We start from the raw sequence: 21,575 nt of genomic DNA, 5'->3' as shown, positions 1-21,575 counted from the left end.
ACAACACCCAAGGGGTTTTGTGGACTCAAAGACAGACCTTGAATGAGTTTGAAGAGTTACTTTTAAATACAGTTTTCCGAATTTTAAAATTTGCTTGGCGACCATAGCATTGTGGACCCACCTGATTCCATGCCGAACTCAGAAGTGAAACACAATAGCGCCGATGGTAGTGTGGGGCTTCCCCATGTGAGAGTAGGACATCGCCAGGCTTTAAATTTATTTTCACTTTTCAAAAGTGAAGACAAAAGTTTCAGAATCGTTTTAAATGATTCTTGAACTGCTGATATAGCTCAGCCCGGTAGAGCGCACCCTTGGTAAGGGTGAGGTCCCCAGTTCGAGTCTGGGTATCAGCACCATATTTGGTTGATTTGATTATTCAAATTAACAACAGAATTTGTTTGACGACCATAGCATTGTGGACCCACCTGATTCCATGCCGAACTCAGAAGTGAAACACAATAGCGCCGATGGTAGTGTGGGGCTTCCCCATGTGAGAGTAGGACATCGTCAGGCTCAAATTGCTTTAAGCTGAATAGACACTGCGGAGTGGTAGTTCAGTTGGTTAGAATACCGGCCTGTCACGCCGGGGGTCGCGGGTTCGAGTCCCGTCCACTCCGCCAATTATAGAGAAGCCCTGCTAGAAATAGCAGGGCTTTTTTACATTTGAATCATTGTATATTCTCCCTTCGGTCGAAAGAGTCCCGCTCGTGCGCGAGTCCGATGGAATGCCAGCCCAGCCACTTCTTAGAAAGCCTCGTCTTATGACTAGGCTTTCGTCATTTCTGAGCGTAGATGTTTTGATCTTTGACTACGAGTCCCAATCTTCTGAGGCCCAAGCTACAACTACTCTTATAAGAAGTCTCGTTAGACATAGCGGAGTCTTTTGTAGCTAAATAATGGCTTATCTTTCTTTGGACTTACTTACATCAGTATTTAGCCTATCTTACTTTGAAAAAGCTTGTTGCACGTCGATAAGCATACGTCTTTGCTCTGTGAGTAATGATTTCTTGCTGCATGAGTCGTTAGTTATTTACTCATCATAAAAAACCTTCGTTGAGAGTCATTAGGCTTTTTGGACTTAATCTAATTATCCGGACTCCGTTGTTACTTATAGGCTCGACTATTTAGTCACAGTCCAGAAGCTCAATAGTAGAATTAGATTAACGCGCTTCTTGCATCGAGTTTTGTTTTTCGGCTACTTAATCTAGTGAAGACTTTAATGCCATTACAAGGCTCTGTTGAGAGTATAAACATTTCCCTAGAGGGTAGCTGCGCAGTTCGACTACCGAACTGAGTGACTTAAGAGGTTTATATGGATCAGTTCTCGGAAGGTTTACTATCAGCTACGTCTTCATACTCACGCAGGAATCTTGCGATCAAAATAGTGCTATTAGAAAGCGCGAGATATAGATACTTGTAAACAAAGCTTCACCCTACTTTTACCCTCCGCTCACTCTGTTTGTCGCTCACAATCAGGATTTGTAATGATTAGCCAGAGGTTTCCCCAGAAATATCACAGCCTCTAAGCTGGCATAGAGTGTAGAAAGAATTTCGCTCTGCAGTTATACAAGCTAGTACTTACCACAAATACCTTTTGTTGAAGCGCTAGAGGCTATCGTAGCTGCTACTCAACAGTCTTTGTCGCTATCGCCTTAGATAGCTCTTAGAGACTTTAGGCGCCTCATGAATGCACCTTAGAGATGAGCCTCAACATTATTACTTTGCTTGCTATTCATGTACTAGTTAGTCGTTGAATAAGAAGGAGGGGGGGGTAGATTGGAAGAGCATTACTAATGTGTATCCAATTAGGGACAATATCTTTAGCACTGATGTATATAAAGTTGTATGAGGTTTATTGGTTACGACTTCCCAAGAGATATTTCTTGGCCTGTCGGTGGAGGTGTGCTTGTTTCCTCAACACTGGCGATGGATATGTGAGGATAGTGATTAGTGATTAGTGACTGTGAGTTATTTATTTTAATGCTTGTTAGTTCAAGCTATGTTCTGGCTAATGCGGCTAACATTAGGTTGGAACTATTAAATTCCCTAAGATAATGAATTTACGATTTTGGAAACTAGGCACATTCCTAAGCCTCAAAGGTAACTCGATGAAATTAAGTTTTAACTTTGAAGATGCTAGCCAGATCTTTGTTGGATCTTTTGCTTTGGCCGTACCGATTTCTTTTTCTGAAGAGGCCTGGAAACTAGGGGAGACTTTACCCACAGCTAACTTATTATTACTGTTCTTGTTGTCTGCGGTGTTCCTGGGCTTTTATACCTATGAGAGTGTCTTTCAGAAAGATATTGTTGCTCGCCTGCCGGTCTTTATTTTTCGAATCGTTATTGCTTATGTGATGACAGCGTTGGTTGTTGCGTTGGTACTGACTTGTTTGGACAAGTTGCCTTTACTAAGCGATCCAATTGTATCGATCAAAAGGGTGATTGTAATTTCCATGCCTGCATCTATGGGAGCGATTGTAGTGGATAGTTTTGATAAAGAGTGAATCGTATATCATCTCAATTTAATCAACCAGTAGCGCCTTTCTAGAGCCAATTTGGTTCACTCTAAAGCTTGTTCATTTCTATAGAATTAATCAACAGTAACGTAACTAATAAGTCCGTTATGACTGGCTCTTTGTACAAATTGATAATCTGTTGTTACTGGATCTAAAACGGAATTAAAGAGTAAAGCGTGATGAGCTTTGAAGGGTATTTAAAACTGTTGGTTTCTGGATTAAATGAGATATTAGAAAGAGGAAGTTATTGAAAAATCAGGATCTCCAGATGCAAAAAAGCCGCATCAGTGATGCGGCTTTCTTTAATTGGCTCCCCTTGCAAGACTTGAACTTGCGACATACGGATTAACAGTCCGCCGTTCTACCAACTGAACTAAAGGGGAATTGATTGTTTAGTCTCTAATCAAGAGAATGGTGCCGACTACCGGAATCGAACTGGTGACCTACTGATTACAAGTCAGTTGCTCTACCTACTGAGCTAAGTCGGCATCATGAATCAAAAAGCTTATGCTTGATGATTAACTTGGCTCCCCTTGCAAGACTTGAACTTGCGACATACGGATTAACAGTCCGCCGTTCTACCAACTGAACTAAAGGGGAATTATTCTTAAAGCTTTAAAGAAATGGTGCCGACTACCGGAATCGAACTGGTGACCTACTGATTACAAGTCAGTTGCTCTACCTACTGAGCTAAGTCGGCACATAATATTTCTTTGTGCTTTACTGTTGTTGTCTAAGACACCAACAAATAAATTGTGGTGCCCGGAGGCGGAATCGAACCACCGACACGAGGATTTTCAATCCTCTGCTCTACCGACTGAGCTATCCGGGCGACGAGGTGTATTAAACGTGTTTTCGCGTTCTGGGTCAACATTAAATTGCAAAAAAAGTATCGTTTGATGTTTTTCTATACTTAGTGGGTTGTTTTTGTTCATTTGGCACGAAAAACCTAGGTCTAGCATGCCTTAAAAGAGAGCAAAACTTAGGTTAACTACACTGAATGGGTGCCGAAATAAAAAAAGCACGTATGAAAACGTGCTTTTTTACTGAAGAATTTTATCGAGAGTTTAGTGTTTTACTTCAAACCTATTAACCCAAGCTTCTAATTCGTTAGAAAGAGAGGCTAGGGTTTGGGTACTGTTGTGACTTTCTGTCACGACATTACTCAGTTGGTTGCCACTTTCTTCGATCATGTTGATGCGCTTTGAAATGTCATCGCTCACCTGGGTCTGCTCAGCAGCAGCTGTCGCGATTTGATGACTCATCGAGGAAATAGACTCCAGAGCGATAACAATCTGTTGTAGCGCTTCAGAGGCATTTTGAGACTCGGTTACGGTGCTCTCACTGGTTGCTGCACACACTTTCATGGTTTGAATAGCGTTACGAGAGCCTTCTTGAAGGTTATTAATCATCAATTGGATTTCTTTGGTGCTTGATTGTGTTCGACCAGCAAGGTTACGAACTTCGTCAGCAACAACCGCAAACCCACGACCTTGTTCGCCAGCTCGTGCGGCCTCAATAGCTGCATTCAGTGCCAATAGGTTAGTCTGTTCTGCAATGTCACCGATAACGTCGAGTACTTTCACAATGTTATTTACATCGTTATCTAGATTAGCGACAGCTTCACTTGCTGTACCTAGTTGGCCTGCTAGCCCTTGAATGTTGTCTACTGTGTTGCGAATAAGACGTTGGGTATGCTTGCTCTGCTTGTCTGCTTCATCAGTATTACGAGCTGTATCGCCTGCTGAATCAGCAACATTGTTAGCCGAAGAAGCCATTTCGGTCATTGCTGTCGCGATCATCTCAGTCGATTGTTGCTGAGTTTCGGTTAGTTGAGCGATAGAACCTGCACGATCTTCCACGCGCTGTAATTCGCCTCTTAATGCCAGCATAGAAGCATTTAGGTTCGATACTAGTTCAGCTAACGATTTACTCATTTGCTGAACAGCGTGATAGATACTGCCGTTGATCGCTTGAGTTTCGAAAGAGGTTTGAATACGACCTTCTGCGACGGCTTGTACCGCTTCTCTTACATCTTTAGGCTCGCCACCAAGAAGCGCTAGCATGCGTTTAATGGATACGATTAAGCTCGATAGAATGAGGCCTGCAATCATGACACAAAGGAATAGCTGCCATTGAGCGGTAGACCAAAAACGAGCGTTAACTTCGTTGAAGCCGATACCTGTGCCGACAACCCAACCCCAGTGCGGGGTTTTCTCTGCAATAGACAGTTTTTCTTCAATGGTTCCGTCTGGCAGATTTTGCGTCCAAGTGTATTCAACGATCTGTCCAGTACGATTGCCAAGTACTCTTTGTATAAGCTGGCCTACGCTATTTCCATCACCGTCTTTAAAGTCATTGAAGCTGGTTCCATGCAGCTGTGGATCTAGCGGTGTCGCGACAAACGTCATGTTTTCATCTGCAACGTAGACGTATTCATTGTCTTTATAGATGTTGTTACGCAGTAGGCGAGTAGCAAGTTGTTTCGCTTGTTGCTCTTCTAAAGTTCCATCAATAGCCATTTTCTCGACTTCAGTAAGAATGCTGTATGCACTCTTAAATAGCTCTGTAACGCGAGCTTTGTTGTCCATGTTGCTAGCGACTCTCAAGGTCCATAAACCAGTAGCAGTCAGCGCTAGCAAGGCGATCAAGATGATGCCTGATAATAAGTAAGCTTGCGTTTTTAATTTCATATTTCCCCGCGCAGCGATTCAATAATTAGTATTAGGTATATTTCATCGAATCTTAATCTAAGTCGTGTAGGGCAGATATCAGAAAGATATCAAAACATGATGAAGATTAAATTTACGAAGAAAAAAAAGTAACAGAACGAAAGCTCGTTTATTTTTGTGTGACTATGAACGAGTTTGAAAAGTGTTGGTTTGGTGAATTTACGGAGTTTGGGGCGCGAGTTCGTGGGAAGTTAATTAAGAAGAAGATATTGTCGTGAGAGTGAAGAGGGGCTTTATAGGGGTTGTTAAGGTTAGATGCTGTGGTCGAATAGATTTAGCTTTCGTTCAAACGAAAAAAAGCCAAGTCTTTCGACTTGGCTTTCTTGAATGTGGCTCCCCTTGCAAGACTTGAACTTGCGACATACGGATTAACAGTCCGCCGTTCTACCAACTGAACTAAAGGGGAATTACTTGTCTCAACATCAGGTCTATTAAGACCATTATTTGTTAAGTATCAAATAATGGTGCCTCGAGGCGGAATCGAACCACCGACACGCGGATTTTCAATCCGCTGCTCTACCGACTGAGCTATCGAGGCAAAAGAATGGTGCCGACTACCGGAGTCGAACTGGTGACCTACTGATTACAAGTCAGTTGCTCTACCTACTGAGCTAAGTCGGCACACTAAATTCTTTGCTTGAAGAGTAAACTCTTCGTTAGAACCTCATTAAAATGAAGCCCTTTAAAATGGCTCCCCCTGCGGGACTCGAACCTGCGACATACGGATTAACAGTCCGCCGTTCTACCAACTGAACTAAGGGGGAATTACTTGTCTCAACATCAGGTCTATTAAGACCATTATTTGTTAAGTACCAAATAATGGTGCCTCGAGGCGGAATCGAACCACCGACACGCGGATTTTCAATCCGCTGCTCTACCGACTGAGCTATCGAGGCAAAAGAATGGTGCCGACTACCGGAGTCGAACTGGTGACCTACTGATTACAAGTCAGTTGCTCTACCTACTGAGCTAAGTCGGCACACTAAATTCTTTATGCTTTTGTCCGTGTTGCTACTCCCTGTTAAAGAGTGTTGACACCAACAAATCAAATTGTGGTGCCCGGAGGCGGAATCGAACCACCGACACGAGGATTTTCAATCCTCTGCTCTACCGACTGAGCTATCCGGGCAACGGAGCGCTATTAAACGGATTTTCTGCATAACCGTCAACACCTTTTTTGAAAATAATTAAAAAAAACGTTCGTTAGTTGTTTTTTTATTCAAAAGTGAGGCTTACGTTTTACCTTGGTTAAAATCTTTCTTGAATTTTGTTACTTTTTCTAGGTATCGGCGCGACTCTTTATTTGGGTGCTTCTTGGTAAGTGCCCAGTACGCTTGGCTAGGTTGGAGCGAGTTTAGGTCTCGCATTGCTCGTTTTCTGTCCTTACTGAACGTATTGAGTACGCCACCAGTACCGCCGTTGTATGCAGAAATCATGCTGTACTCAAGTGTTGTTGGGTGTTGCACGTCTTTTAAATAACGATTTTTAAGGATGTAAAAGTACGCCGTGCCAGCATCAATGTTGTTTTCTGGATTGAATAAATACTCAGGGGTCGGTTCTCCAGGCTTGTTCTTTACCAGCTTAAATACGTCTCGACCTGCAGTTTTCGGCACGACTTGCATAAGACCGTAAGCATTCGCCCAGCTCACAGCATATGGGTTAAAACTACTTTCTGTTTTGATGATGGCGTAAATCAAGTCTTCAGGAATGTCATAACGCTGAGACGCTCTGCGCACGATATCGGCATATTGATAACTACGCTGACTCGCGTGATCGGCCACCATTGGGATCTCAACGTAGTAGGCTTTTTTAAAGTCGACCTCTTTAGTTTTGAGGTTATTAGCGATCAAGTAATCTGCGAATTGGTTAGCGCGCCATGTCCATTGAATGGGCTTTTTCTCTTGGTCGACGACCTGATTGTAGAGGAAAGGTTTACCTTCTAACTTGATGCTTTTTGAAGAGAATAGGTCGACATGCGCCGGATCATCTGGTGTCAAAAGCGTCGTCATTATTGCATTTTTGAGGTGTTTTTTAGGCTCAGTTGAGGACACAGTTTCTACTGTGATCAGGCCTTCGCTAAAGTTTACTTCTGAACGACTCAAGTAATTATCTATGTATTTCACATAGTTACTCTTACCTGCTATTTTTACTTCACTGCTGCCCCAGCGCTTTTGGATATTGCCAGAAAAGCTATTAATCAAAGCATCCAGTGCACCGGTGTCTTTTTCAAACTGACCAGGTAGCTCTGCCAAGTTGCTGACAAATCGGTTGGTCGGTTCGTAATTCACATCATAAATGCTTTCGACAAATTCACGGCTGCAGCCTGTTAATAACATGGCTGTTAGGAAGTAACTTAGCTTTTTCATAGTTCCTCATACAAAAATGACATCGCAGCGTTAACCATGATGTCATTAAAATTTGCTTAAATAAATGTCTTATTCGCTTGGTGGAGTATAGCCATCAATTACGACATCTTTACCTTCGAAAAGGAAGTTAACCATCTCAGTTTCAAGAAGTTTACGATGCTCAGGATCCATCATATTTAGCTTCTTTTCATTGATCAGCATTGTTTGCTTGCTTTGCCATTGTCCCCAAGCTTCTTTAGAGATGTTGTCAAAGATACGCTTACCTAAGTCACCTGGGTAAAGTTGAAAATCTAAGCCTTCAGCGTCTTTCTGGAGGCGAGCACAAAATACAGTGCGGCTCATAGTGGTTCCTCTTATCGCGTTCGTTGATTCAAACGTCGTCGTTCAGTTCAAAGGGTAGGCTCTCAATAAGCTGCTTCACAGGAGCGGCTAGGCCAATTTCTTCCGGTTTTGATAAGTTATACCAGAGACCTTTGGTCCCTTCCATTATCAAATCTGGTTGTTTATCTAATTTTACTAATACTGGTGTGATATCTAAGTGGTAGTGACTGAAAGTGTGCCTAAACGCAATCATGGTCTTGATTGAATCGGTTTCAGCATCTTTGATCGAGCGAAGATCTAACTGATGTTCAATCTCTGCGTTTTCATTTTGAGGAAAGCAGAATAAGCCTCCCCAGATACCAGACTGAGGACGCTGTTCAAGCCACACTTGATTGTTGTGATAAAGAATCACAAACCATGTTTCTTTTACTGGTTTCTCTTTCTTAGGTTTCTTGCCCGGGAAGTCGAGTTGTCTATCAAGCTTCTTAGCTTCACACATGCTTTCAATCGGACACAGAGTACATTTAGGTTTGCTACGAGTACAAACCATGGCACCCATGTCCATCATTGCCTGATTGTACTTATCGACATTTTTCTTCGGAGTATGAGCTTCTGCATGCTCCCAAAGTTGGTTTTCAACCTTCTTTTGTCCAGGCCAACCTTCAACGGCAAAGCTTCTTGCAAGCGTTCGCTTTACATTGCCATCAAGAATCGCATGAGGAAGCTTATGAACGGAAGACAGCACTGCGGCGGCTGTTGAGCGGCCAATACCCGGTAGCGCGTTCATCTCTTCAAGAGAAAGCGGAAACTCACCACCATACTGCTCAGCAACAATCTTAGCTGCTTTATGCAAGTTACGAGCTCGCGCGTAATAACCAAGCCCCGTCCATAAGTGGAGCACCTCATCTTGTTCAGCGTTCGCTAGGTCAATCACCGTAGGAAAGCGTTCTAAGAAGCGCTGGTAGTATGGAATCACCGTGGCGACCTGAGTCTGCTGAAGCATGATTTCAGATAACCAAACGGTGTAGGCGGTTTTGTTTTGTTGCCAAGGTAATTCTTTACGCCCGTAGGCGTCATACCACTTTAATATGGCGGTTGCGAAAGGAGTCACGACATGCTCTATGCTTTGCTATTATTAGAAGCGAAATTGCACCACACTTAACGTTGGATGTAAAACAGACAAATTGTGTGGGAATTTATCCACGGAAAGACTTGCACCGAAGGCAATTCTTTGGATAATCCCCGCTTTGATTAATCAATGTGCAGGCAAAAATCAATGAGTGAAGTGACCACTAACGAATATACTGAAGACGGCAAACTGGTTCGTAAGATCCGTAGTTTTGTTCGCCGCGAAGGCCGCTTAACAAAAGGCCAAGAAAACGCGATGAATGAATGTTGGCCAACAATGGGTATCGACTACAACCCAGAGCTTCTGAATTGGAAAGAAGTATTTGGCAACGATAACCCAGTTGTACTAGAGATTGGCTTCGGTATGGGTGCATCACTGGTTGAAATGGCAAAGAACGCACCTGAGAAAAACTTCTTAGGTATTGAGGTTCACAGCCCAGGTGTTGGTGCTTGTTTAGGTACAGCGCGTGATGCTGGCGTAACTAACTTGCGTGTAATGTGTCACGATGCAGTAGAAGTATTTGAACACATGATTCCAGATAGCAGCCTGCATACACTGCAACTGTTCTTCCCTGACCCATGGCACAAAGCTCGTCACCACAAACGTCGTATTGTTAAGGCTGAGTTTGCAGAAATGGTTCGCGGTAAGCTTCAACTTGATACTGGTATTTTCCACATGGCAACAGACTGGGAAAACTACGCAGAGCACATGATTGAAGTGATGAACGTTGCTCCAGGCTTCGAGAATATCGCTGAAGATGGTGATTACATTCCTCGCCCTGATGAGCGTCCACTGACTAAATTTGAAGCTCGTGGCCACCGTCTTGGTCATGGTGTTTGGGATATTAAGTACAAGCGTACTAAGTAATTCTCGAGCACAACAAGTGAAGGCAAACCTGCTTTAGGTTAAACCTTACACTTTGTGGGATTGATTAAAGCCAACATTATTGTAATGTTGGCTTTTTTGTCCTTAGGCTTTTATTGAAATAAAGGTTTAAGGACAGAAAGTAATGTTAGACCCCTACAAAAATAACAATATAGAAGTAAGCACACATGAAACCAACTCAAGCTATTTTGGCCGAGATTTTAGACGAAGTTCGTCCCCTAATTGGTCAGGGAAAGGTTGCTGATTATATCCCTGCATTGGCTCGCGTATCGAACCAGAAACTGGCGATTGCGGTATACACAAACGAAGGTGAGGTGATTCAAGCAGGTGATGCAGAGGAGGCCTTTTCTGTGCAATCTATCTCTAAAGCCTTGAGCCTGACGTTAGCTATGGTGTTATACAAGCCTGAAGAGATTTGGCAACGCGTAGGCAAAGAGCCTTCTGGTCAAGCCTTTAATTCTATGATTCAGCTTGAGATGGAACATGGCATCCCCCGCAACCCGTTCATTAATGCGGGTGCAATTGTCGTTGCAGACCTACTACAAAGCCGCTTGTCTGCGCCTAGACACCGTTTGTTAGAGTTTGTTCGTCAGCTATCGGGTGATACTCATATTGTGTATGACAAGGTGGTAGCTGCTTCAGAAATGATGCACAGCGATCGTAATGCTGCCATTGCTTATTTGATGCGTTCATTTGGTAACTTTGAGAATGATGTTATCCCAGTTCTGAATAACTACTTCCATGCTTGTGCGCTTAAAATGACGTGTGTGGATTTGGCGAAAACCTTTAGTTATTTGGCGAACAAAGGTGTGTCGGTTCAGACTAAGAAAGAGATCATCACGCCAGTTCAAACTAAGCAGTTGAATGCCTTGCTTGCGACATGTGGTTTGTACGATGGGGCGGGTGAGTTTGCTTACCGTGTTGGTATGCCGGGTAAGTCGGGTGTGGGTGGCGGTATTATTGCCATCGTTCCGGGTGAGATGACAATCGCCGTGTGGTCTCCAGAGCTTGATCCTTCTGGTAACTCTCTTGCTGGTACTAAGGCGCTAGAGTTGCTTTCAGAGCGAATTGGTCGTTCTATTTTTTAAAAGCGCTTTTAAGTTGGAGTTCTACATTTACAAGATCTCCCCAACGCACTCTTGAGGATGACGGTGTTGTTGGTAACTTTCGATGCACTCGCCTCTAACTTTTTGGGATAAGACTTGTTTGATGTCCGTCATTCCCGATAGCGACGAAGGAGCGTAATCGGGAATCTATTATTTGTCGGCGCGTAAATTAGAAAAGGGTTGGCCCTAAAGCCAACCCTACACAATACATCTCGAATCTCGAACTATTCGTCTTCTTCAGCCATAAAAGCTTCCAGCAGATCATTTAAGAACAGCTTTCCTTTTTCGGTGATCTGCCAGTGAGTGTCGGTTTCGTTTAAGTAACCTAGCTCTTTTGCCCACTCAATCGTTGACTGAACAGCGTCAAAACCAAGCCCTGTCGTATCGATGAAATCTTGTTTTGGACACGCTTCCATTAACCTAAAGCGGTTCATAAAGAACTCAAAAGGGCGGTCTTCATTCGGCACTTCAAACTCATCAGATAGATAAGGCTTCACCATGTTTTGGTAAGCCGCTAAATAGCCTCTAGGGTGTTTAACCTTAGTCGTGCGAATGATGCGTCCATCAGCAAAACTCAGCTTGCCATGAGAGCCACAACCAATACCTAGGTAGTCACCAAAGCGCCAATAGTTAAGGTTATGTTGACACTGGTAGCCGGGCTTGCTGTAGCCTGAAATTTCGTACTGCACATAGCCTGCGTCTGCGAGTTTCTTATGACCTAGGTCGAAAATATCCCAAAGGTCATCGTCGTCAGGTAGCTTTGGCGTTTTGTAATAGAACATGGTGTTAGGTTCTATTGTTAGTTGATACCAAGATAAGTGTGGAGGATTAAGCTCGATCGCTTTATCTAGATCCGCCAATGCTTGATCTATGCTTTGATCCGGCAAGCCATGCATGAGATCTAAGTTGAAACTGTTCAATCCGATCTTATGTGCTAAGTGAGCGGCATTCACTGCTTCATCTTGACCATGAATTCGCCCAAGTCTTTCTAGCTTCTCTTGCTCAAAGCTTTGTACACCCACTGAGATTCGAGTAATACCCGCCTTTTGGTAACCTGCAAAACGTTCAGCTTCAATGGTGCCTGGGTTGGCTTCCATGGTGATTTCGATTTCCGGTTTGAACGGGATACGTTGTTCAATGCCTTGGAGTAATCGACCTATCCCTTCTGGAGAGAATAGGCTCGGGGTACCACCACCAATAAAGATTGAGTGCAATGGACGAGGTGCGCCCTTGAGTTGGTACTTTTCGATATCAGTATCGAGATCCTCAAGCAGCGCATCGATGTACTCCTTTTCAGGAATATCGGCTTTCAGAGCGTGTGAGTTGAAATCACAATACGGACACTTTTGTACACACCATGGGATGTGTACATAGAGACTAAGTGCTGGTGGTATAAGCGCTGTATCGTGCATTACAGAGCTTGCTCCTTGATTGCTTCGAATAGAGAAGCAAGGGCTTTACCGCGGTGTGAAAGCTGCTTTTTACGTGTAGATTCTAGCTCAGCAGATGCACAGTTATCTTCTGGTACAAAGAATACAGGATCGTAGCCAAAGCCATTCTCACCGTGCTCTTCAGTCAGAATACGACCTTCCCATTTACCGTGACACACTAATGGTGTTGGATCGTTTTCGTGACGCATTAGCACCAACACACAGTGGAAACGAGCAGTACGCTTTTCAGTTTCCACACCTTGCATGGCATCAAGTAGCTTTTCAATGTTTTGCTTATCCGTCGCCCCTTCACCTGAGTAACGAGCTGAGTAGATGCCCGGAGCACCCTTAAGGAAATCAACCTCTAAACCTGAGTCGTCAGCGATCGCTGGTAGCCCTGTCTCTTTAGCAGCATGGCGAGCCTTGATGATGGCATTTTCAATGAAAGTTGTTCCTGTTTCAGCGACTTGTGAAACGTTGAACTCACTTTGTGCGACAACGTCAAAACCAAACTCAGACAGAATATCTGCCATCTCGCGAACTTTACCTTGGTTGCCTGTGGCTAAAACAATCTTACTCATGGGGATGTGGCTCTAATAAGTTAGTGAACAGAAAAGTGACGGTTGAAGTTACTCTTCTATATAGAATTTTTGTGTGAATCGCAGTGGGCCTGTGCCTTTCAAACCTGCGTTAACATCGATATTAAAAGTGATGTTTTCTTCGTGTGTTACAGGGAACTCAGCTAGGTAATAAATCGCATCACCCTCCTTTATTTCGCGGAAGTTAAGTGTGCGAGTGTTGCCGACAAGGTTCTTCGCTGTTCCTGTGATTTTAGCCGTTGTTGCTGGCTTGCCAAGGGAAGCTCTGTCTAACACGCTGATGTTCAGAATCGCTGAGTAGCCATTTCGCTTAAGCTTGTATTGCTTAGCGACCTGAGCTGTTAGAAATGTCGAGTTAAAAGCCGAGTAGTGAACCTCGACATCCTTAATGTTTTTAAATTGTCCTGCTGAGCTTGGTAGGGCAACAAGAGCGGTGAGTAGTGCTGTAATCCATAGACGCATAGTGACTCCAATAAATAGCAAAAAGCCATCATAGGATGGCTTTGACTTCAGTTGGGATTTGACTTGGCGAGCATATTCGAACTTGCTTATGCCGACCGAGCTCTCCCTTTTCTATCTTAATTTGCCCTTTAGCGACCTTAAACTGTTTCGCTAGGTATTTCGCTAAGTGGGCATTGGCTTTGCCATCTACTGGTGGAGCAGTAATGGCAATTTTGAGTTCCTCACCGTGCAAGCCAACAATATTGTCTCGGCTTGCTTTGGGTTGGATATAGAGCCTAAGAAGAATATCGTCTTCCTCGGCCCAAACCGCTTTTGGCATCGTCAAAGTACCTGATGTTCGTACTTGAATTATAGCTGATACCAAATAGGACCAATCATGTCGCCCATTAGGAAGTTCGCAAATTGCAGAACAATGAACAGAACCAGCACGCTTAGGTCGAAGCCACCCATATCCGGTAGGATACGGCGGATAGGCATTAGCATTGGCTCAGTCAGTTGATGGAAAACGTACTCGATTGGGCTACGGCCTTGGCTAACCCAGCTAAGGATTGCGCGGATTAGTAGAACCCAGAAGATCAAACCACCCGCCGCTTTTAACAAAGATAATGCACCAAAGATCAGGAAGCTGATATCGAATACCGCAGCGCCGCCAGAGATAATTAGGTTTAGAGCAACGAACTTAAGCACACATAGCACATAAGCAAAAACAACCGTCGCAAGATCAAGGCTGCCGATAGATGGGATAACTCGGCGTAGTGGGGCAACAACCGGTTGTGTCGCTTTTACGATGAATTGTGAGAATGGGTTGTAGAAATCTGCACGTGAAGCTTGTAGCCAGATACGCAAGATCACAACCATGATGTAAAGATCAAAAACGGTCGAGATCAGAAAGCTCATCGAGTTCATATTGTTTCCTTTTTCGGATTTACTTGCCGCTTAGATATAAACCGAGCGACAAAATGCTTAAAACAGTTTTTCCATCTCTTCAGCTCGAGCGACAGCCGCTTGCATGGCTTTGGCTACGATGTCTGATAGTTGATGTTCATTGAACGTGCGCAATGCTTCTGCGGTTGTCCCGCCTTTTGAAGTCACTTGTTCACGCAGTGTTGATAATTCAGTATTTGGGTTCGCTACTACCATCTCTGCCGCGCCTAATGCAGACTGCTGCACTAATTTGCGAGCGGTTTCCTGATCGAAGCCTTGGTTGATTGCCTCAGCTTGCATTGCTTCCATAAATAGGAAGAAGTAAGCCGGAGCACTACCCGCCGCCGCAATGATGTTGTTGATACCAGATTCTTGTTCAACCCAGCTCACTTCACCTACAGCTTGCATCAGCTGAGATGCGAAGTCTTTATCATCTTGGCTGACCGTTGAATCGGCATAAAGACCGCTCATTCCTTTACCTAGCAGTGATGGCGTGTTTGGCATCACACGAACAAGGTTCAGTTGGCAGTTTAACATCTCATTGAGTCGATTCGCATTAATACCCGCAGCAATTGAGATAACCAGTTTGTTGCTAAAGTCGATGCTTTGTAAGGGTTTACATACATCAGCCATCATCTGTGGCTTCACTGATAACACAACAACGTCTGCTTGTTCAGCTGCGGCAATATTATCGCTGGTGGTATTGATGCCGTATTCTTGCTCTAACGGCAGCCTTCTGGTGTCTGAAGGCGCTGTCGCAGTAATCTTTTGCGCTGGGTAACTACTTGCTACTAAGCCCGCTACAATTGAGCGAACCATGTTTCCCGCCCCAATAAAGGCGATGTTCTTATGTTCCATATATAAAATCCTGAGCGTGTCGCTGCGCGATTCAAGCGAAGCGGTATCAATACTTATCGTCGATTTCTGGTTGCTAACTATCTGGTTGCTAACTAATTGCTATTTTGCGTAATCACGAGCACCAAAGATGGCCGTTCCAATACGAACCATGGTACTGCCAGCCTCAACTGCTGCGTCCATATCACCACTCATACCCATAGACAGGGTATCGATGTCTGGATACTTCGCGGAGAGCTTATCTTTAAGCTCTGCCAGTTGAGAGAATGCATTAAGCTGAGATTGATAGTCAGAGACGTTTGCAGGAATTGACATCAATCCTCTTAAAGTGAGGTTAGGGAGCGACGAAATCAACTCCGCCAGTGCAAAAACTGTCTCTTCAGAAGTACCAGACTTAGACTCTTCACCACTGGTGTTCACCTGGATAAGCACCTGTAGAGGTGAAAGTTCGCTTGGGCGTTGATCGTTAAGCCTTTGTGCGATCTTATCGCGATCGACTGAATGCACCCATCCGAAGCTTTCTGCGATAGGGCGAGTTTTATTGGACTGAATTGGACCAATAAAGTGCCACTCTAAATTTAGGTTAGAATGTTGTTCTGAAAAGTGTTTTACTTTATCGACACCTTCTTGAACATAGTTTTCACCAAAGGCAACTTGGCCTCCGAGTGCGGCTTCTAGAATCGCATCAATAGGTTTAGTTTTGCTGACGGCTAAAAGTTGCACGGACTCTGGAGCTCGTCCGCACTTTTGCTCAGCACTACGAATCTGTGAGGTGATTTGTTCGATATTTTGTTGAATACTACTCATAGCTGACTTTACTTAAGGGAAAATAAATGGATATCACTGAGTTACTAGATTTTAGTGTAAAGCATAACGCGTCAGATCTACATCTTTCTGCGGGTGTATCTCCAATGGTACGTATAGATGGTGAAGTAAGGAAGCTTGGAATACCAGCTTTGAGTCATGCTGATGTGCATCGTTTAGTTTTTGAGATCATGAGCGATTCACAGCGTGGTGAGTTTGAAGAAAAATTGGAAGTCGACTTCTCTTTTGAATTACCCAATGTTGGTCGTTTCCGTGTTAACGCTTTTAACCAAGCTCGTGGTTGCTCCGCTGTCTTTCGAACTATCCCTGTAGAGATCCCGACTTTAGATCAGTTAGGTGCGCCTGAAATCTTTGAAAAGATTGCGAACTACGAAAAAGGTTTAGTGCTCGTTACTGGCCCTACTGGTTCTGGTAAATCGACAACGCTCGCAGCGATGGTTGATTACGTAAACCGTAACCACAATAAGCACATCCTGACGATTGAAGACCCGATTGAATTCGTTCATACCAACAATAAATGCCTTGTTAACCAGCGTGAGGTTCATCGTGATACTCACAGCTTTAAAGCGGCGCTGCGCAGTGCGTTACGTGAAGACCCAGATGTAATTCTTGTTGGTGAGCTTCGTGACCAAGAGACGATCAGCTTGGCGCTAACCGCAGCGGAAACCGGCCACTTGGTTTTTGGTACTCTGCATACCAGCTCTGCTGCTAAAACTATCGACCGTATTATCGATGTATTCCCGGGTAGCGACAAAGACATGGTGCGTTCAATGCTGTCTGAATCGTTGCGTTCGGTCATCGCTCAGAAGTTGTTGAAGCGTGTTGGTGGCGGTCGTGTGGCTTGTCATGAAATCATGATGGCGACACCTGCTATTAGAAACTTGATTCGTGAAGACAAGGTCGCGCAGATGTATTCGATCATTCAAACGGGCGCAGCACATGGTATGCAGACCATGGAGCAAAATGCGAAGCAGCTAATGGCTCAAGGCTTGGTTGACTCGGAAGAGGTCGAGAGAAAGATCGAAATTGAAACCTCAATGTTTTAATCAAGGTGAAGAAAATGGAATTGAATCAAATCCTTGAAGGGATGCTGTCTCAAAAAGCATCGGATCTTTATATCACCGTTGATGCACCTATCCTGTTTCGTGTTGATGGTGAATTACGACCTCAAGGCGATAAGCTGAATGCGGCTCAGATTGCTCAATTACTTGATGCGATGATGGATCAAGACCGACGTGATGAATATCAGCAAACACGTGAGGCAAACTTTGCCATTGTGCGTGAGTTTGGTCGCTTTCGTGTCAGTGCATTCTTCCAACGAGAGCTACCTGGAGCGGTAATTCGACGCATCGAGACTAACATCCCAACCTTTGAGCAATTAAAGCTTCCTGATGTATTACAAGACCTTTCAATCGCTAAGCGGGGGCTTGTGCTGGTGGTTGGTGCGACTGGCTCTGGTAAATCGACCTCAATGGCCGCAATGACAGGCTATCGCAATACCAATCGTTCAGGGCACATCTTAACGGTTGAAGACCCGATTGAATTCGTCCATGAACATAAGAAATGTATTGTGACTCAGCGTGAGGTCGGGCTCGACACCGAGAGCTACGAAGTCGCACTTAAGAACTCGTTACGTCAAGCACCAGATATGATCTTGATTGGCGAAATCCGTAGCCGTGAAACCATGGAATACGCGATGACCTTTGCTGAAACGGGTCACTTGTGTATGGCTACACTGCATGCGAATAACGCTAACCAAGCACTAGAGCGTATTCTCCACTTGGTGCCAAAAGAGCAGAAAGAACAGTTCCTGTTTGATCTGTCGATGAATCTGCGTGGTGTGGTCGCTCAACAGCTAATTCGAGATAAGAATGGCTGCGGTCGTCATGGTGTGTTTGAGATTTTACTCAACAGCCCCCGAGTGTCTGACCTAATTCGTCGTGGTGAGCTGCATGAACTAAAAGCAACGATGGCGAAATCGAAAGAGATTGGGATGCAGACCTTTGACCAAGCTTTGTATGATTTAGTTATAGCAGGCAAGATCAGCGAAGAGGATGCGTTCCACAGTGCTGACTCCGCTAACGACTTACGCTTGATGCTAAAAACCAGACGTGGCGATGATGACTACGGGACCGGTGCTTTGGCTGGTGTGAAGATCGATATGGGGTAGATTCAGTGCTTAGTGCTCAATCTTAGTACCAATAAAAAAACCCGCTCGAAAGGCGGGTTTTTTGTGAAGCGAATAAATTAGTGGTTTGCAAAACTGTTGTTATCGTTCGAGTAACCGCGTTCTTTTTCTAATTTAATTTTAGTTGGATATTGCTCGCCAGTATAACCAGCCGAACCACCACCCATTGAACTACATGCTGAAATAGTTAGAGCGGCGAAGATTGCTAGAAAAATTTTCATGTGAACTCCCACGTTCTTATTTTGAATTGCATCGACATTACGATATGAAATTCGAGTGGGATCACAGGTTAGTTCACATTTTGCTCACTTATTTTTCGTTATGAATATTGTGCTTCAAACCAGCTCTCTAAAATAACCACAGCTGATTGGTTATCAACATTGCCTTTGCTTAGTGCTTTATAGCCACCCATGTCAAAAAGATCGGCTCTTGCTTCTGCGGTCGATAGCCTCTCATCATGCAGTTCAACATCAACACCAAAGCGTCCTTTCAGGCGGTTAGCGAACTTCTTCGCTCTAGGTGTGATGGTTGCTAAATCTTTGCCGTGAAGGTCGGTAGGAAGGCCAACCACAATCAGATTCGGTTGCCATTCCTTAATTTGCTTCTCGATATCGTCCCAGTTTGGGATGCCATCTTTGGCTTTAAAGGCTTTCAGAGGGCTTGCTGTGCCTGTGATTTCTTGTCCAATCGCACTGCCGATACTTTTTGTACCGTAGTCAAATGCCATAATTGTTCGTGACATGGGGCTTCCAAATTAATCTGTGTTTGAGTGTTTATTTTATTGATCTGAGCTGAGTTAGGCGTGGCCTGCATCTGCTGAAAGCTGAGCGGCATTAATACCTAACATTTGTACCGCAACTTTCCAGCGGTCTGAGATTGGTGTGTCGAAGATGACCTTTGGATCGGCTTCAACGGTTAGCCATGAGTTCTGGGTCAGTTCGATCTCCAGCTGACCAGGCTCCCACCCAGAATAACCAAGTGCAACCAGATAATTGATAGGTTCATCTTCGGTCCCTAACACCATCAAGATATCTTTTGAGGTTGTTACCGATATTTGGTCGGTCATGTTGATACTGGATTGATAGCTGCCTTTGGGCTTGTGCAAAATAAACCCGCGGTCTTCTGCTACAGGTCCACCATTTAATACAGGCTTATCAAGGCTTGCTTGGTTGGATTTTGGTTGTTCAGAATCAACCTCAACTTGTTTGAGCATGCTGCCGACAGTGACATCGATAGGAGCGTTGATCATCAAACCCATTGCACCTTCGTCATTGTGCTCACAAAGGTAGATCACCGAGTTTTGAAAGTATGGGTCTTTCATTCCGGGCATTGCGACCAGAAAGTGGTTCGTTAAATTCATAGAGCCTCCTGCCAGTGTGTTCCCAGTAAAGGAAGAAGAGCGGCGTAAAGCCGCTCATTGATTCTGTGTCTAAATGTTTGCGAATAGCTAAGACTTTCTTAAGTTTAGGCTATTTAGCGTTAACGCGACGCTCGATTGCATCCATTAATTTACCCGTAACTGAAATATCAAAAGCAGCTTCAATTTCACGGATACACGTAGGGCTCGTCACGTTAATCTCAGTCAGCTTGTCACCGATAACGTCAAGTCCTACGAAGATTAAGCCTTTCTCTTTTAGTGCTGGAGCAACCGCTCGTGCGATAGCCCAGTCAGTTTCACTTAGAGGGCGAGCTTCACCAGTACCACCAGCAGCTAGGTTGCCTCGAGTTTCCCCTTTAGCCGGAATACGCGCTAGGCAGTAAGGCATTGGCTCACCATCAACCACAAGAATACGCTTGTCACCGTTGCTGATGTCTGGAACAAAGGTTTGTGCCATTGCGTAGTTTTGACCGTGGTTAGTCAAGGTTTCAATGATCACTGATACGTTTGGATCGCCTTCCTTAACACGGAAGATAGATGCGCCACCCATACCATCAAGTGGCTTAAGGATTACGTCACCGTGCTTCTCGCGGAACTCTTTAATCTTTTCAGCTTTACGAGTCACGATAGTGGTTGGTGTCAGCTCTGGGAACCAAGCTGTAAATAATTTCTCGTTACAGTCACGTAGGCTTTGTGGTTTGTTTACGATCAGTGCGCCGTTCTCTTCAGCACGCTCAAGAATGTAGGTCGCGTAGATGTACTCAGTATCAAACGGAGGATCTTTACGCATTAGCACTGCATCTAAATCAGATAGCGCGATAGTCTGTTCTGACTTGAACTCGTACCAACCGTTTGGATCTTCTTTGAGTTCTACAACCTTTGTGTCAGCAATGGCTACGCCTTGATCTAAGTGTAGATCATTCATTTCCATGTAATGGATTTCGTAACCACGACGCTGCGCTTCAAGCATCATGGCAAAGCTAGAGTCTTTTTTGATGTTAATGGATGAAATCGGATCCATTACGATGCCAAGTTTGATCATTTTTTTCTCCTAGCCTAGATCGCCAAAACGGACTTGTAAGGCAGTAATTGCGGTTAGAGCTGCTGTCTCGGTACGAAGTACACGTGGGCCGAGTAGCGTCTCTTCAAATTTGTATTGTTCTGTCATGCCGATTTCTTCAGCTGACAAGCCACCTTCAGGACCGATCAATAGGCGTACCTTGCTGATAGGTTCTGGAAGGGTATTAATTGAGTATTTTGCTCGAGGGTGCAGGTTCAGCTTTAATGCTTCACTCGGTTCGCTACACCACTCTTCAAGTTGCATGATTGGGCGAATGACTGGAACCGTGTTACGGCCACACTGTTCACACGCCGCGATCGCAATCTTTTGCCACTGCGCGAGTTTTTTCTCGAAGCGCTTAGTATCGAGTTTAACGCCACAGCGCTCTGAAATCAGAGGGGTAATGGTGTTCACACCAAGCTCAACCGACTTTTGAATCGTAAATTCCATTTTGTCGCCACGTGAAATCACTTGGCCTAAATGTAAGTCTAACGGAGATTCATTGCTGCGCTCGATTCGCTCAGTAACATTAACCGTTACATTCTTCTTTGATACTTCAGCAATTGTCGCTGGGAATTCAGCGCCACTGCCATCAAATAGAAGAACCTCTTGACCTTCTTTCATACGAAGTACACGACCAACATGACCCGCGGCATCTTCGCCTAAAGCGAGAGAACCTAACTGGTGAATGCGTTCTGGGTGATGGATACGAGGGATTCTCATGCTGGTAAACCTATAAATATGATCATTTGGGTATTTTGTCTCTGCATAACATGGATGCTTTTAGTTGAAAAAACAA

Annotated in this window: 21 protein-coding genes, 14 tRNA genes and 2 rRNA genes; 9 read left to right on the top strand and 28 right to left on the bottom strand. The window is 44.3% G+C overall.

The features are described 5' to 3' along the window. Window positions 1-93: 93 nt before the first annotated feature. The 5 genes from rrf (OCV12_RS14030) (at window position 94) to OCV12_RS14010 (ending at window position 2,504) form a co-directional block, all read left to right on the top strand. Window positions 94-209 (top strand): 5S ribosomal RNA (gene rrf, locus OCV12_RS14030). 70 nt (window positions 210-279) lie between these two features. Then, window positions 280-356 (top strand) — tRNA-Thr (locus tag OCV12_RS14025). A 41-nt stretch (window positions 357-397) separates the two neighbouring features. Then, window positions 398-513 (top strand): 5S ribosomal RNA (rrf, locus tag OCV12_RS14020). Window positions 514-543: 30 nt separating this feature from the next. Beyond that, a tRNA-Asp gene (locus tag OCV12_RS14015) sits at window positions 544-620 on the top strand. 1,488 nt (window positions 621-2,108) lie between these two features. Continuing rightward, complete coding sequence (locus OCV12_RS14010; RefSeq protein ID WP_017079303.1) at window positions 2,109-2,504, top strand: DUF2391 family protein; 396 nt, start codon at window positions 2,109-2,111, stop codon at window positions 2,502-2,504. 319 nt (window positions 2,505-2,823) lie between these two features. Here the strand turns inward: OCV12_RS14010 and OCV12_RS14005 are convergent. The 16 genes from OCV12_RS14005 to mutY form a co-directional block, all read right to left on the bottom strand. Then, window positions 2,824-2,899: transfer RNA gene (locus OCV12_RS14005), tRNA-Asn, on the bottom strand. Between the two features lie 29 nt (window positions 2,900-2,928). Beyond that, a tRNA-Thr gene (locus tag OCV12_RS14000) sits at window positions 2,929-3,004 on the bottom strand. 36 nt (window positions 3,005-3,040) lie between these two features. Beyond that, window positions 3,041-3,116, bottom strand: a tRNA-Asn gene (locus tag OCV12_RS13995). 24 nt (window positions 3,117-3,140) lie between these two features. Continuing rightward, window positions 3,141-3,216 (bottom strand) — tRNA-Thr (locus OCV12_RS13990). Window positions 3,217-3,272: 56 nt separating this feature from the next. After that, window positions 3,273-3,348: transfer RNA gene (locus OCV12_RS13985), tRNA-Phe, on the bottom strand. A gap of 235 nt (window positions 3,349-3,583) precedes the next feature. Then, entirely contained in the window at window positions 3,584-5,209 is a 1,626-nt protein-coding gene (locus tag OCV12_RS13980) for a methyl-accepting chemotaxis protein (RefSeq protein WP_261884908.1), read from the bottom strand. Window positions 5,210-5,578: 369 nt separating this feature from the next. Next, window positions 5,579-5,654, bottom strand: a tRNA-Asn gene (locus tag OCV12_RS13975). Between the two features lie 56 nt (window positions 5,655-5,710). After that, window positions 5,711-5,786 (bottom strand) — tRNA-Phe (locus tag OCV12_RS13970). Window positions 5,787-5,793: 7 nt separating this feature from the next. Further along, window positions 5,794-5,869: transfer RNA gene (locus OCV12_RS13965), tRNA-Thr, on the bottom strand. A gap of 67 nt (window positions 5,870-5,936) precedes the next feature. Next, window positions 5,937-6,012, bottom strand: a tRNA-Asn gene (locus tag OCV12_RS13960). A 56-nt stretch (window positions 6,013-6,068) separates the two neighbouring features. After that, window positions 6,069-6,144, bottom strand: a tRNA-Phe gene (locus tag OCV12_RS13955). 7 nt (window positions 6,145-6,151) lie between these two features. After that, a tRNA-Thr gene (locus OCV12_RS13950) sits at window positions 6,152-6,227 on the bottom strand. A gap of 74 nt (window positions 6,228-6,301) precedes the next feature. Further along, a tRNA-Phe gene (locus OCV12_RS13945) sits at window positions 6,302-6,377 on the bottom strand. A gap of 103 nt (window positions 6,378-6,480) precedes the next feature. Next, the gene (gene mltC, locus OCV12_RS13940; RefSeq protein WP_086712026.1) at window positions 6,481-7,614 is read right to left on the bottom strand and encodes a membrane-bound lytic murein transglycosylase MltC; all 1,134 of its coding nucleotides are present in this window, start codon (window positions 7,612-7,614) and stop codon (window positions 6,481-6,483) included. A 69-nt stretch (window positions 7,615-7,683) separates the two neighbouring features. Continuing rightward, entirely contained in the window at window positions 7,684-7,956 is a 273-nt protein-coding gene (locus OCV12_RS13935; protein ID WP_004735465.1) for an oxidative damage protection protein, read from the bottom strand. A 28-nt stretch (window positions 7,957-7,984) separates the two neighbouring features. Then, complete coding sequence (mutY, locus tag OCV12_RS13930) at window positions 7,985-9,046, bottom strand: A/G-specific adenine glycosylase (RefSeq protein ID WP_261884907.1); 1,062 nt, start codon at window positions 9,044-9,046, stop codon at window positions 7,985-7,987. 165 nt (window positions 9,047-9,211) lie between these two features. On the opposite strand from mutY, the gene trmB reads away from it, so the two are divergent. After that, the gene (trmB, locus tag OCV12_RS13925) at window positions 9,212-9,931 is read left to right on the top strand and encodes a tRNA (guanosine(46)-N7)-methyltransferase TrmB (RefSeq protein WP_010435641.1); all 720 of its coding nucleotides are present in this window, start codon (window positions 9,212-9,214) and stop codon (window positions 9,929-9,931) included. 185 nt (window positions 9,932-10,116) lie between these two features. Further along, window positions 10,117-11,037, top strand: a complete 921-nt coding sequence (gene glsB, locus OCV12_RS13920) for a glutaminase B (RefSeq protein WP_017629544.1) — start codon at window positions 10,117-10,119, stop codon at window positions 11,035-11,037. A gap of 242 nt (window positions 11,038-11,279) precedes the next feature. Here glsB and hemW read toward each other — a convergent pair whose 3' ends face one another. From hemW to OCV12_RS13885, 7 genes are all read right to left on the bottom strand, one after another. Beyond that, the gene (gene hemW, locus OCV12_RS13915; protein WP_261884906.1) at window positions 11,280-12,467 is read right to left on the bottom strand and encodes a radical SAM family heme chaperone HemW; all 1,188 of its coding nucleotides are present in this window, start codon (window positions 12,465-12,467) and stop codon (window positions 11,280-11,282) included. Beyond that, complete coding sequence (locus tag OCV12_RS13910) at window positions 12,467-13,066, bottom strand: XTP/dITP diphosphatase (RefSeq protein ID WP_261884905.1); 600 nt, start codon at window positions 13,064-13,066, stop codon at window positions 12,467-12,469. Before OCV12_RS13910 ends, hemW begins: the two co-directional genes overlap by 1 nt. A gap of 48 nt (window positions 13,067-13,114) precedes the next feature. Then, window positions 13,115-13,546: a DUF4426 domain-containing protein gene (locus OCV12_RS13905; protein ID WP_261884904.1), complete on the bottom strand. Its 432-nt coding sequence runs from the start codon at window positions 13,544-13,546 to the stop codon at window positions 13,115-13,117. Window positions 13,547-13,574: 28 nt separating this feature from the next. Next, the gene (gene yggU, locus OCV12_RS13900; RefSeq protein WP_261884903.1) at window positions 13,575-13,865 is read right to left on the bottom strand and encodes a DUF167 family protein YggU; all 291 of its coding nucleotides are present in this window, start codon (window positions 13,863-13,865) and stop codon (window positions 13,575-13,577) included. 29 nt (window positions 13,866-13,894) lie between these two features. Beyond that, window positions 13,895-14,452 (bottom strand): YggT family protein, encoded by a 558-nt coding sequence (locus tag OCV12_RS13895; RefSeq protein ID WP_010435653.1) that lies wholly within the window; start codon window positions 14,450-14,452, stop codon window positions 13,895-13,897. A 57-nt stretch (window positions 14,453-14,509) separates the two neighbouring features. Continuing rightward, entirely contained in the window at window positions 14,510-15,328 is an 819-nt protein-coding gene (proC, locus tag OCV12_RS13890) for a pyrroline-5-carboxylate reductase (protein ID WP_261884902.1), read from the bottom strand. Between the two features lie 99 nt (window positions 15,329-15,427). Beyond that, window positions 15,428-16,132, bottom strand: a complete 705-nt coding sequence (locus OCV12_RS13885; RefSeq protein WP_261884901.1) for a YggS family pyridoxal phosphate-dependent enzyme — start codon at window positions 16,130-16,132, stop codon at window positions 15,428-15,430. Window positions 16,133-16,158: 26 nt separating this feature from the next. Here OCV12_RS13885 and OCV12_RS13880 point away from each other — a divergent pair, with 26 nt between their 5' ends. Both OCV12_RS13880 and OCV12_RS13875 read left to right on the top strand, forming a co-directional pair. Continuing rightward, window positions 16,159-17,196: a type IV pilus twitching motility protein PilT gene (locus OCV12_RS13880; protein WP_017629549.1), complete on the top strand. Its 1,038-nt coding sequence runs from the start codon at window positions 16,159-16,161 to the stop codon at window positions 17,194-17,196. Between the two features lie 14 nt (window positions 17,197-17,210). Then, window positions 17,211-18,320: a PilT/PilU family type 4a pilus ATPase gene (locus OCV12_RS13875; RefSeq protein WP_261884900.1), complete on the top strand. Its 1,110-nt coding sequence runs from the start codon at window positions 17,211-17,213 to the stop codon at window positions 18,318-18,320. A gap of 77 nt (window positions 18,321-18,397) precedes the next feature. On the opposite strand, the gene OCV12_RS13870 is transcribed toward OCV12_RS13875, so the two are convergent. The 5 genes from OCV12_RS13870 to rsmE form a co-directional block, all read right to left on the bottom strand. After that, entirely contained in the window at window positions 18,398-18,559 is a 162-nt protein-coding gene (locus OCV12_RS13870) for a hypothetical protein (protein WP_261884899.1), read from the bottom strand. A gap of 98 nt (window positions 18,560-18,657) precedes the next feature. Continuing rightward, entirely contained in the window at window positions 18,658-19,080 is a 423-nt protein-coding gene (gene ruvX, locus OCV12_RS13865) for a Holliday junction resolvase RuvX (RefSeq protein ID WP_048659417.1), read from the bottom strand. 54 nt (window positions 19,081-19,134) lie between these two features. Next, window positions 19,135-19,698, bottom strand: a complete 564-nt coding sequence (locus OCV12_RS13860) for a YqgE/AlgH family protein (protein ID WP_261884898.1) — start codon at window positions 19,696-19,698, stop codon at window positions 19,135-19,137. A 109-nt stretch (window positions 19,699-19,807) separates the two neighbouring features. Beyond that, the gene (gene gshB / locus OCV12_RS13855; protein ID WP_261884897.1) at window positions 19,808-20,758 is read right to left on the bottom strand and encodes a glutathione synthase; all 951 of its coding nucleotides are present in this window, start codon (window positions 20,756-20,758) and stop codon (window positions 19,808-19,810) included. A 9-nt stretch (window positions 20,759-20,767) separates the two neighbouring features. Then, window positions 20,768-21,499, bottom strand: a complete 732-nt coding sequence (rsmE, locus tag OCV12_RS13850) for a 16S rRNA (uracil(1498)-N(3))-methyltransferase (protein WP_261884896.1) — start codon at window positions 21,497-21,499, stop codon at window positions 20,768-20,770. Between the last annotated feature and the right edge of the window lie 76 nt (window positions 21,500-21,575).

Source organism: Vibrio pomeroyi (genome assembly GCF_024347595.1).
Taxonomy (GTDB): Bacteria; Pseudomonadota; Gammaproteobacteria; order Enterobacterales; family Vibrionaceae; genus Vibrio; species Vibrio pomeroyi.
The sequence above is the reverse complement of the archived record's forward strand: the minus strand, read 5'-3'. Positions and strand labels throughout refer to the sequence as shown.

Coding starts and splice junctions, on each gene's coding strand:
- rsmE (WP_261884896.1), bottom strand. CDS start 21,499: ATGAGAATCCCTCGTATCCATCACCCAGAACGCATTCACCAGTTAGGT.
- glsB (WP_017629544.1), top strand. CDS start 10,117: ATGAAACCAACTCAAGCTATTTTGGCCGAGATTTTAGACGAAGTTCGT.
- yggU (WP_261884903.1), bottom strand. CDS start 13,865: ATGCCAAAAGCGGTTTGGGCCGAGGAAGACGATATTCTTCTTAGGCTC.
- OCV12_RS13860 (WP_261884898.1), bottom strand. CDS start 19,698: ATGAATTTAACGAACCACTTTCTGGTCGCAATGCCCGGAATGAAAGAC.
- OCV12_RS13895 (WP_010435653.1), bottom strand. CDS start 14,452: ATGAACTCGATGAGCTTTCTGATCTCGACCGTTTTTGATCTTTACATC.
- OCV12_RS13980 (WP_261884908.1), bottom strand. CDS start 5,209: ATGAAATTAAAAACGCAAGCTTACTTATTATCAGGCATCATCTTGATC.
- OCV12_RS13870 (WP_261884899.1), bottom strand. CDS start 18,559: ATGAAAATTTTTCTAGCAATCTTCGCCGCTCTAACTATTTCAGCATGT.
- gshB (WP_261884897.1), bottom strand. CDS start 20,758: ATGATCAAACTTGGCATCGTAATGGATCCGATTTCATCCATTAACATC.
- OCV12_RS13885 (WP_261884901.1), bottom strand. CDS start 16,132: ATGAGTAGTATTCAACAAAATATCGAACAAATCACCTCACAGATTCGT.
- hemW (WP_261884906.1), bottom strand. CDS start 12,467: ATGCACGATACAGCGCTTATACCACCAGCACTTAGTCTCTATGTACAC.
- ruvX (WP_048659417.1), bottom strand. CDS start 19,080: ATGTCACGAACAATTATGGCATTTGACTACGGTACAAAAAGTATCGGC.
- OCV12_RS13880 (WP_017629549.1), top strand. CDS start 16,159: ATGGATATCACTGAGTTACTAGATTTTAGTGTAAAGCATAACGCGTCA.
- proC (WP_261884902.1), bottom strand. CDS start 15,328: ATGGAACATAAGAACATCGCCTTTATTGGGGCGGGAAACATGGTTCGC.
- mltC (WP_086712026.1), bottom strand. CDS start 7,614: ATGAAAAAGCTAAGTTACTTCCTAACAGCCATGTTATTAACAGGCTGC.
- OCV12_RS13910 (WP_261884905.1), bottom strand. CDS start 13,066: ATGAGTAAGATTGTTTTAGCCACAGGCAACCAAGGTAAAGTTCGCGAG.
- OCV12_RS13935 (WP_004735465.1), bottom strand. CDS start 7,956: ATGAGCCGCACTGTATTTTGTGCTCGCCTCCAGAAAGACGCTGAAGGC.
- OCV12_RS13905 (WP_261884904.1), bottom strand. CDS start 13,546: ATGCGTCTATGGATTACAGCACTACTCACCGCTCTTGTTGCCCTACCA.
- trmB (WP_010435641.1), top strand. CDS start 9,212: ATGAGTGAAGTGACCACTAACGAATATACTGAAGACGGCAAACTGGTT.
- OCV12_RS14010 (WP_017079303.1), top strand. CDS start 2,109: ATGAAATTAAGTTTTAACTTTGAAGATGCTAGCCAGATCTTTGTTGGA.
- OCV12_RS13875 (WP_261884900.1), top strand. CDS start 17,211: ATGGAATTGAATCAAATCCTTGAAGGGATGCTGTCTCAAAAAGCATCG.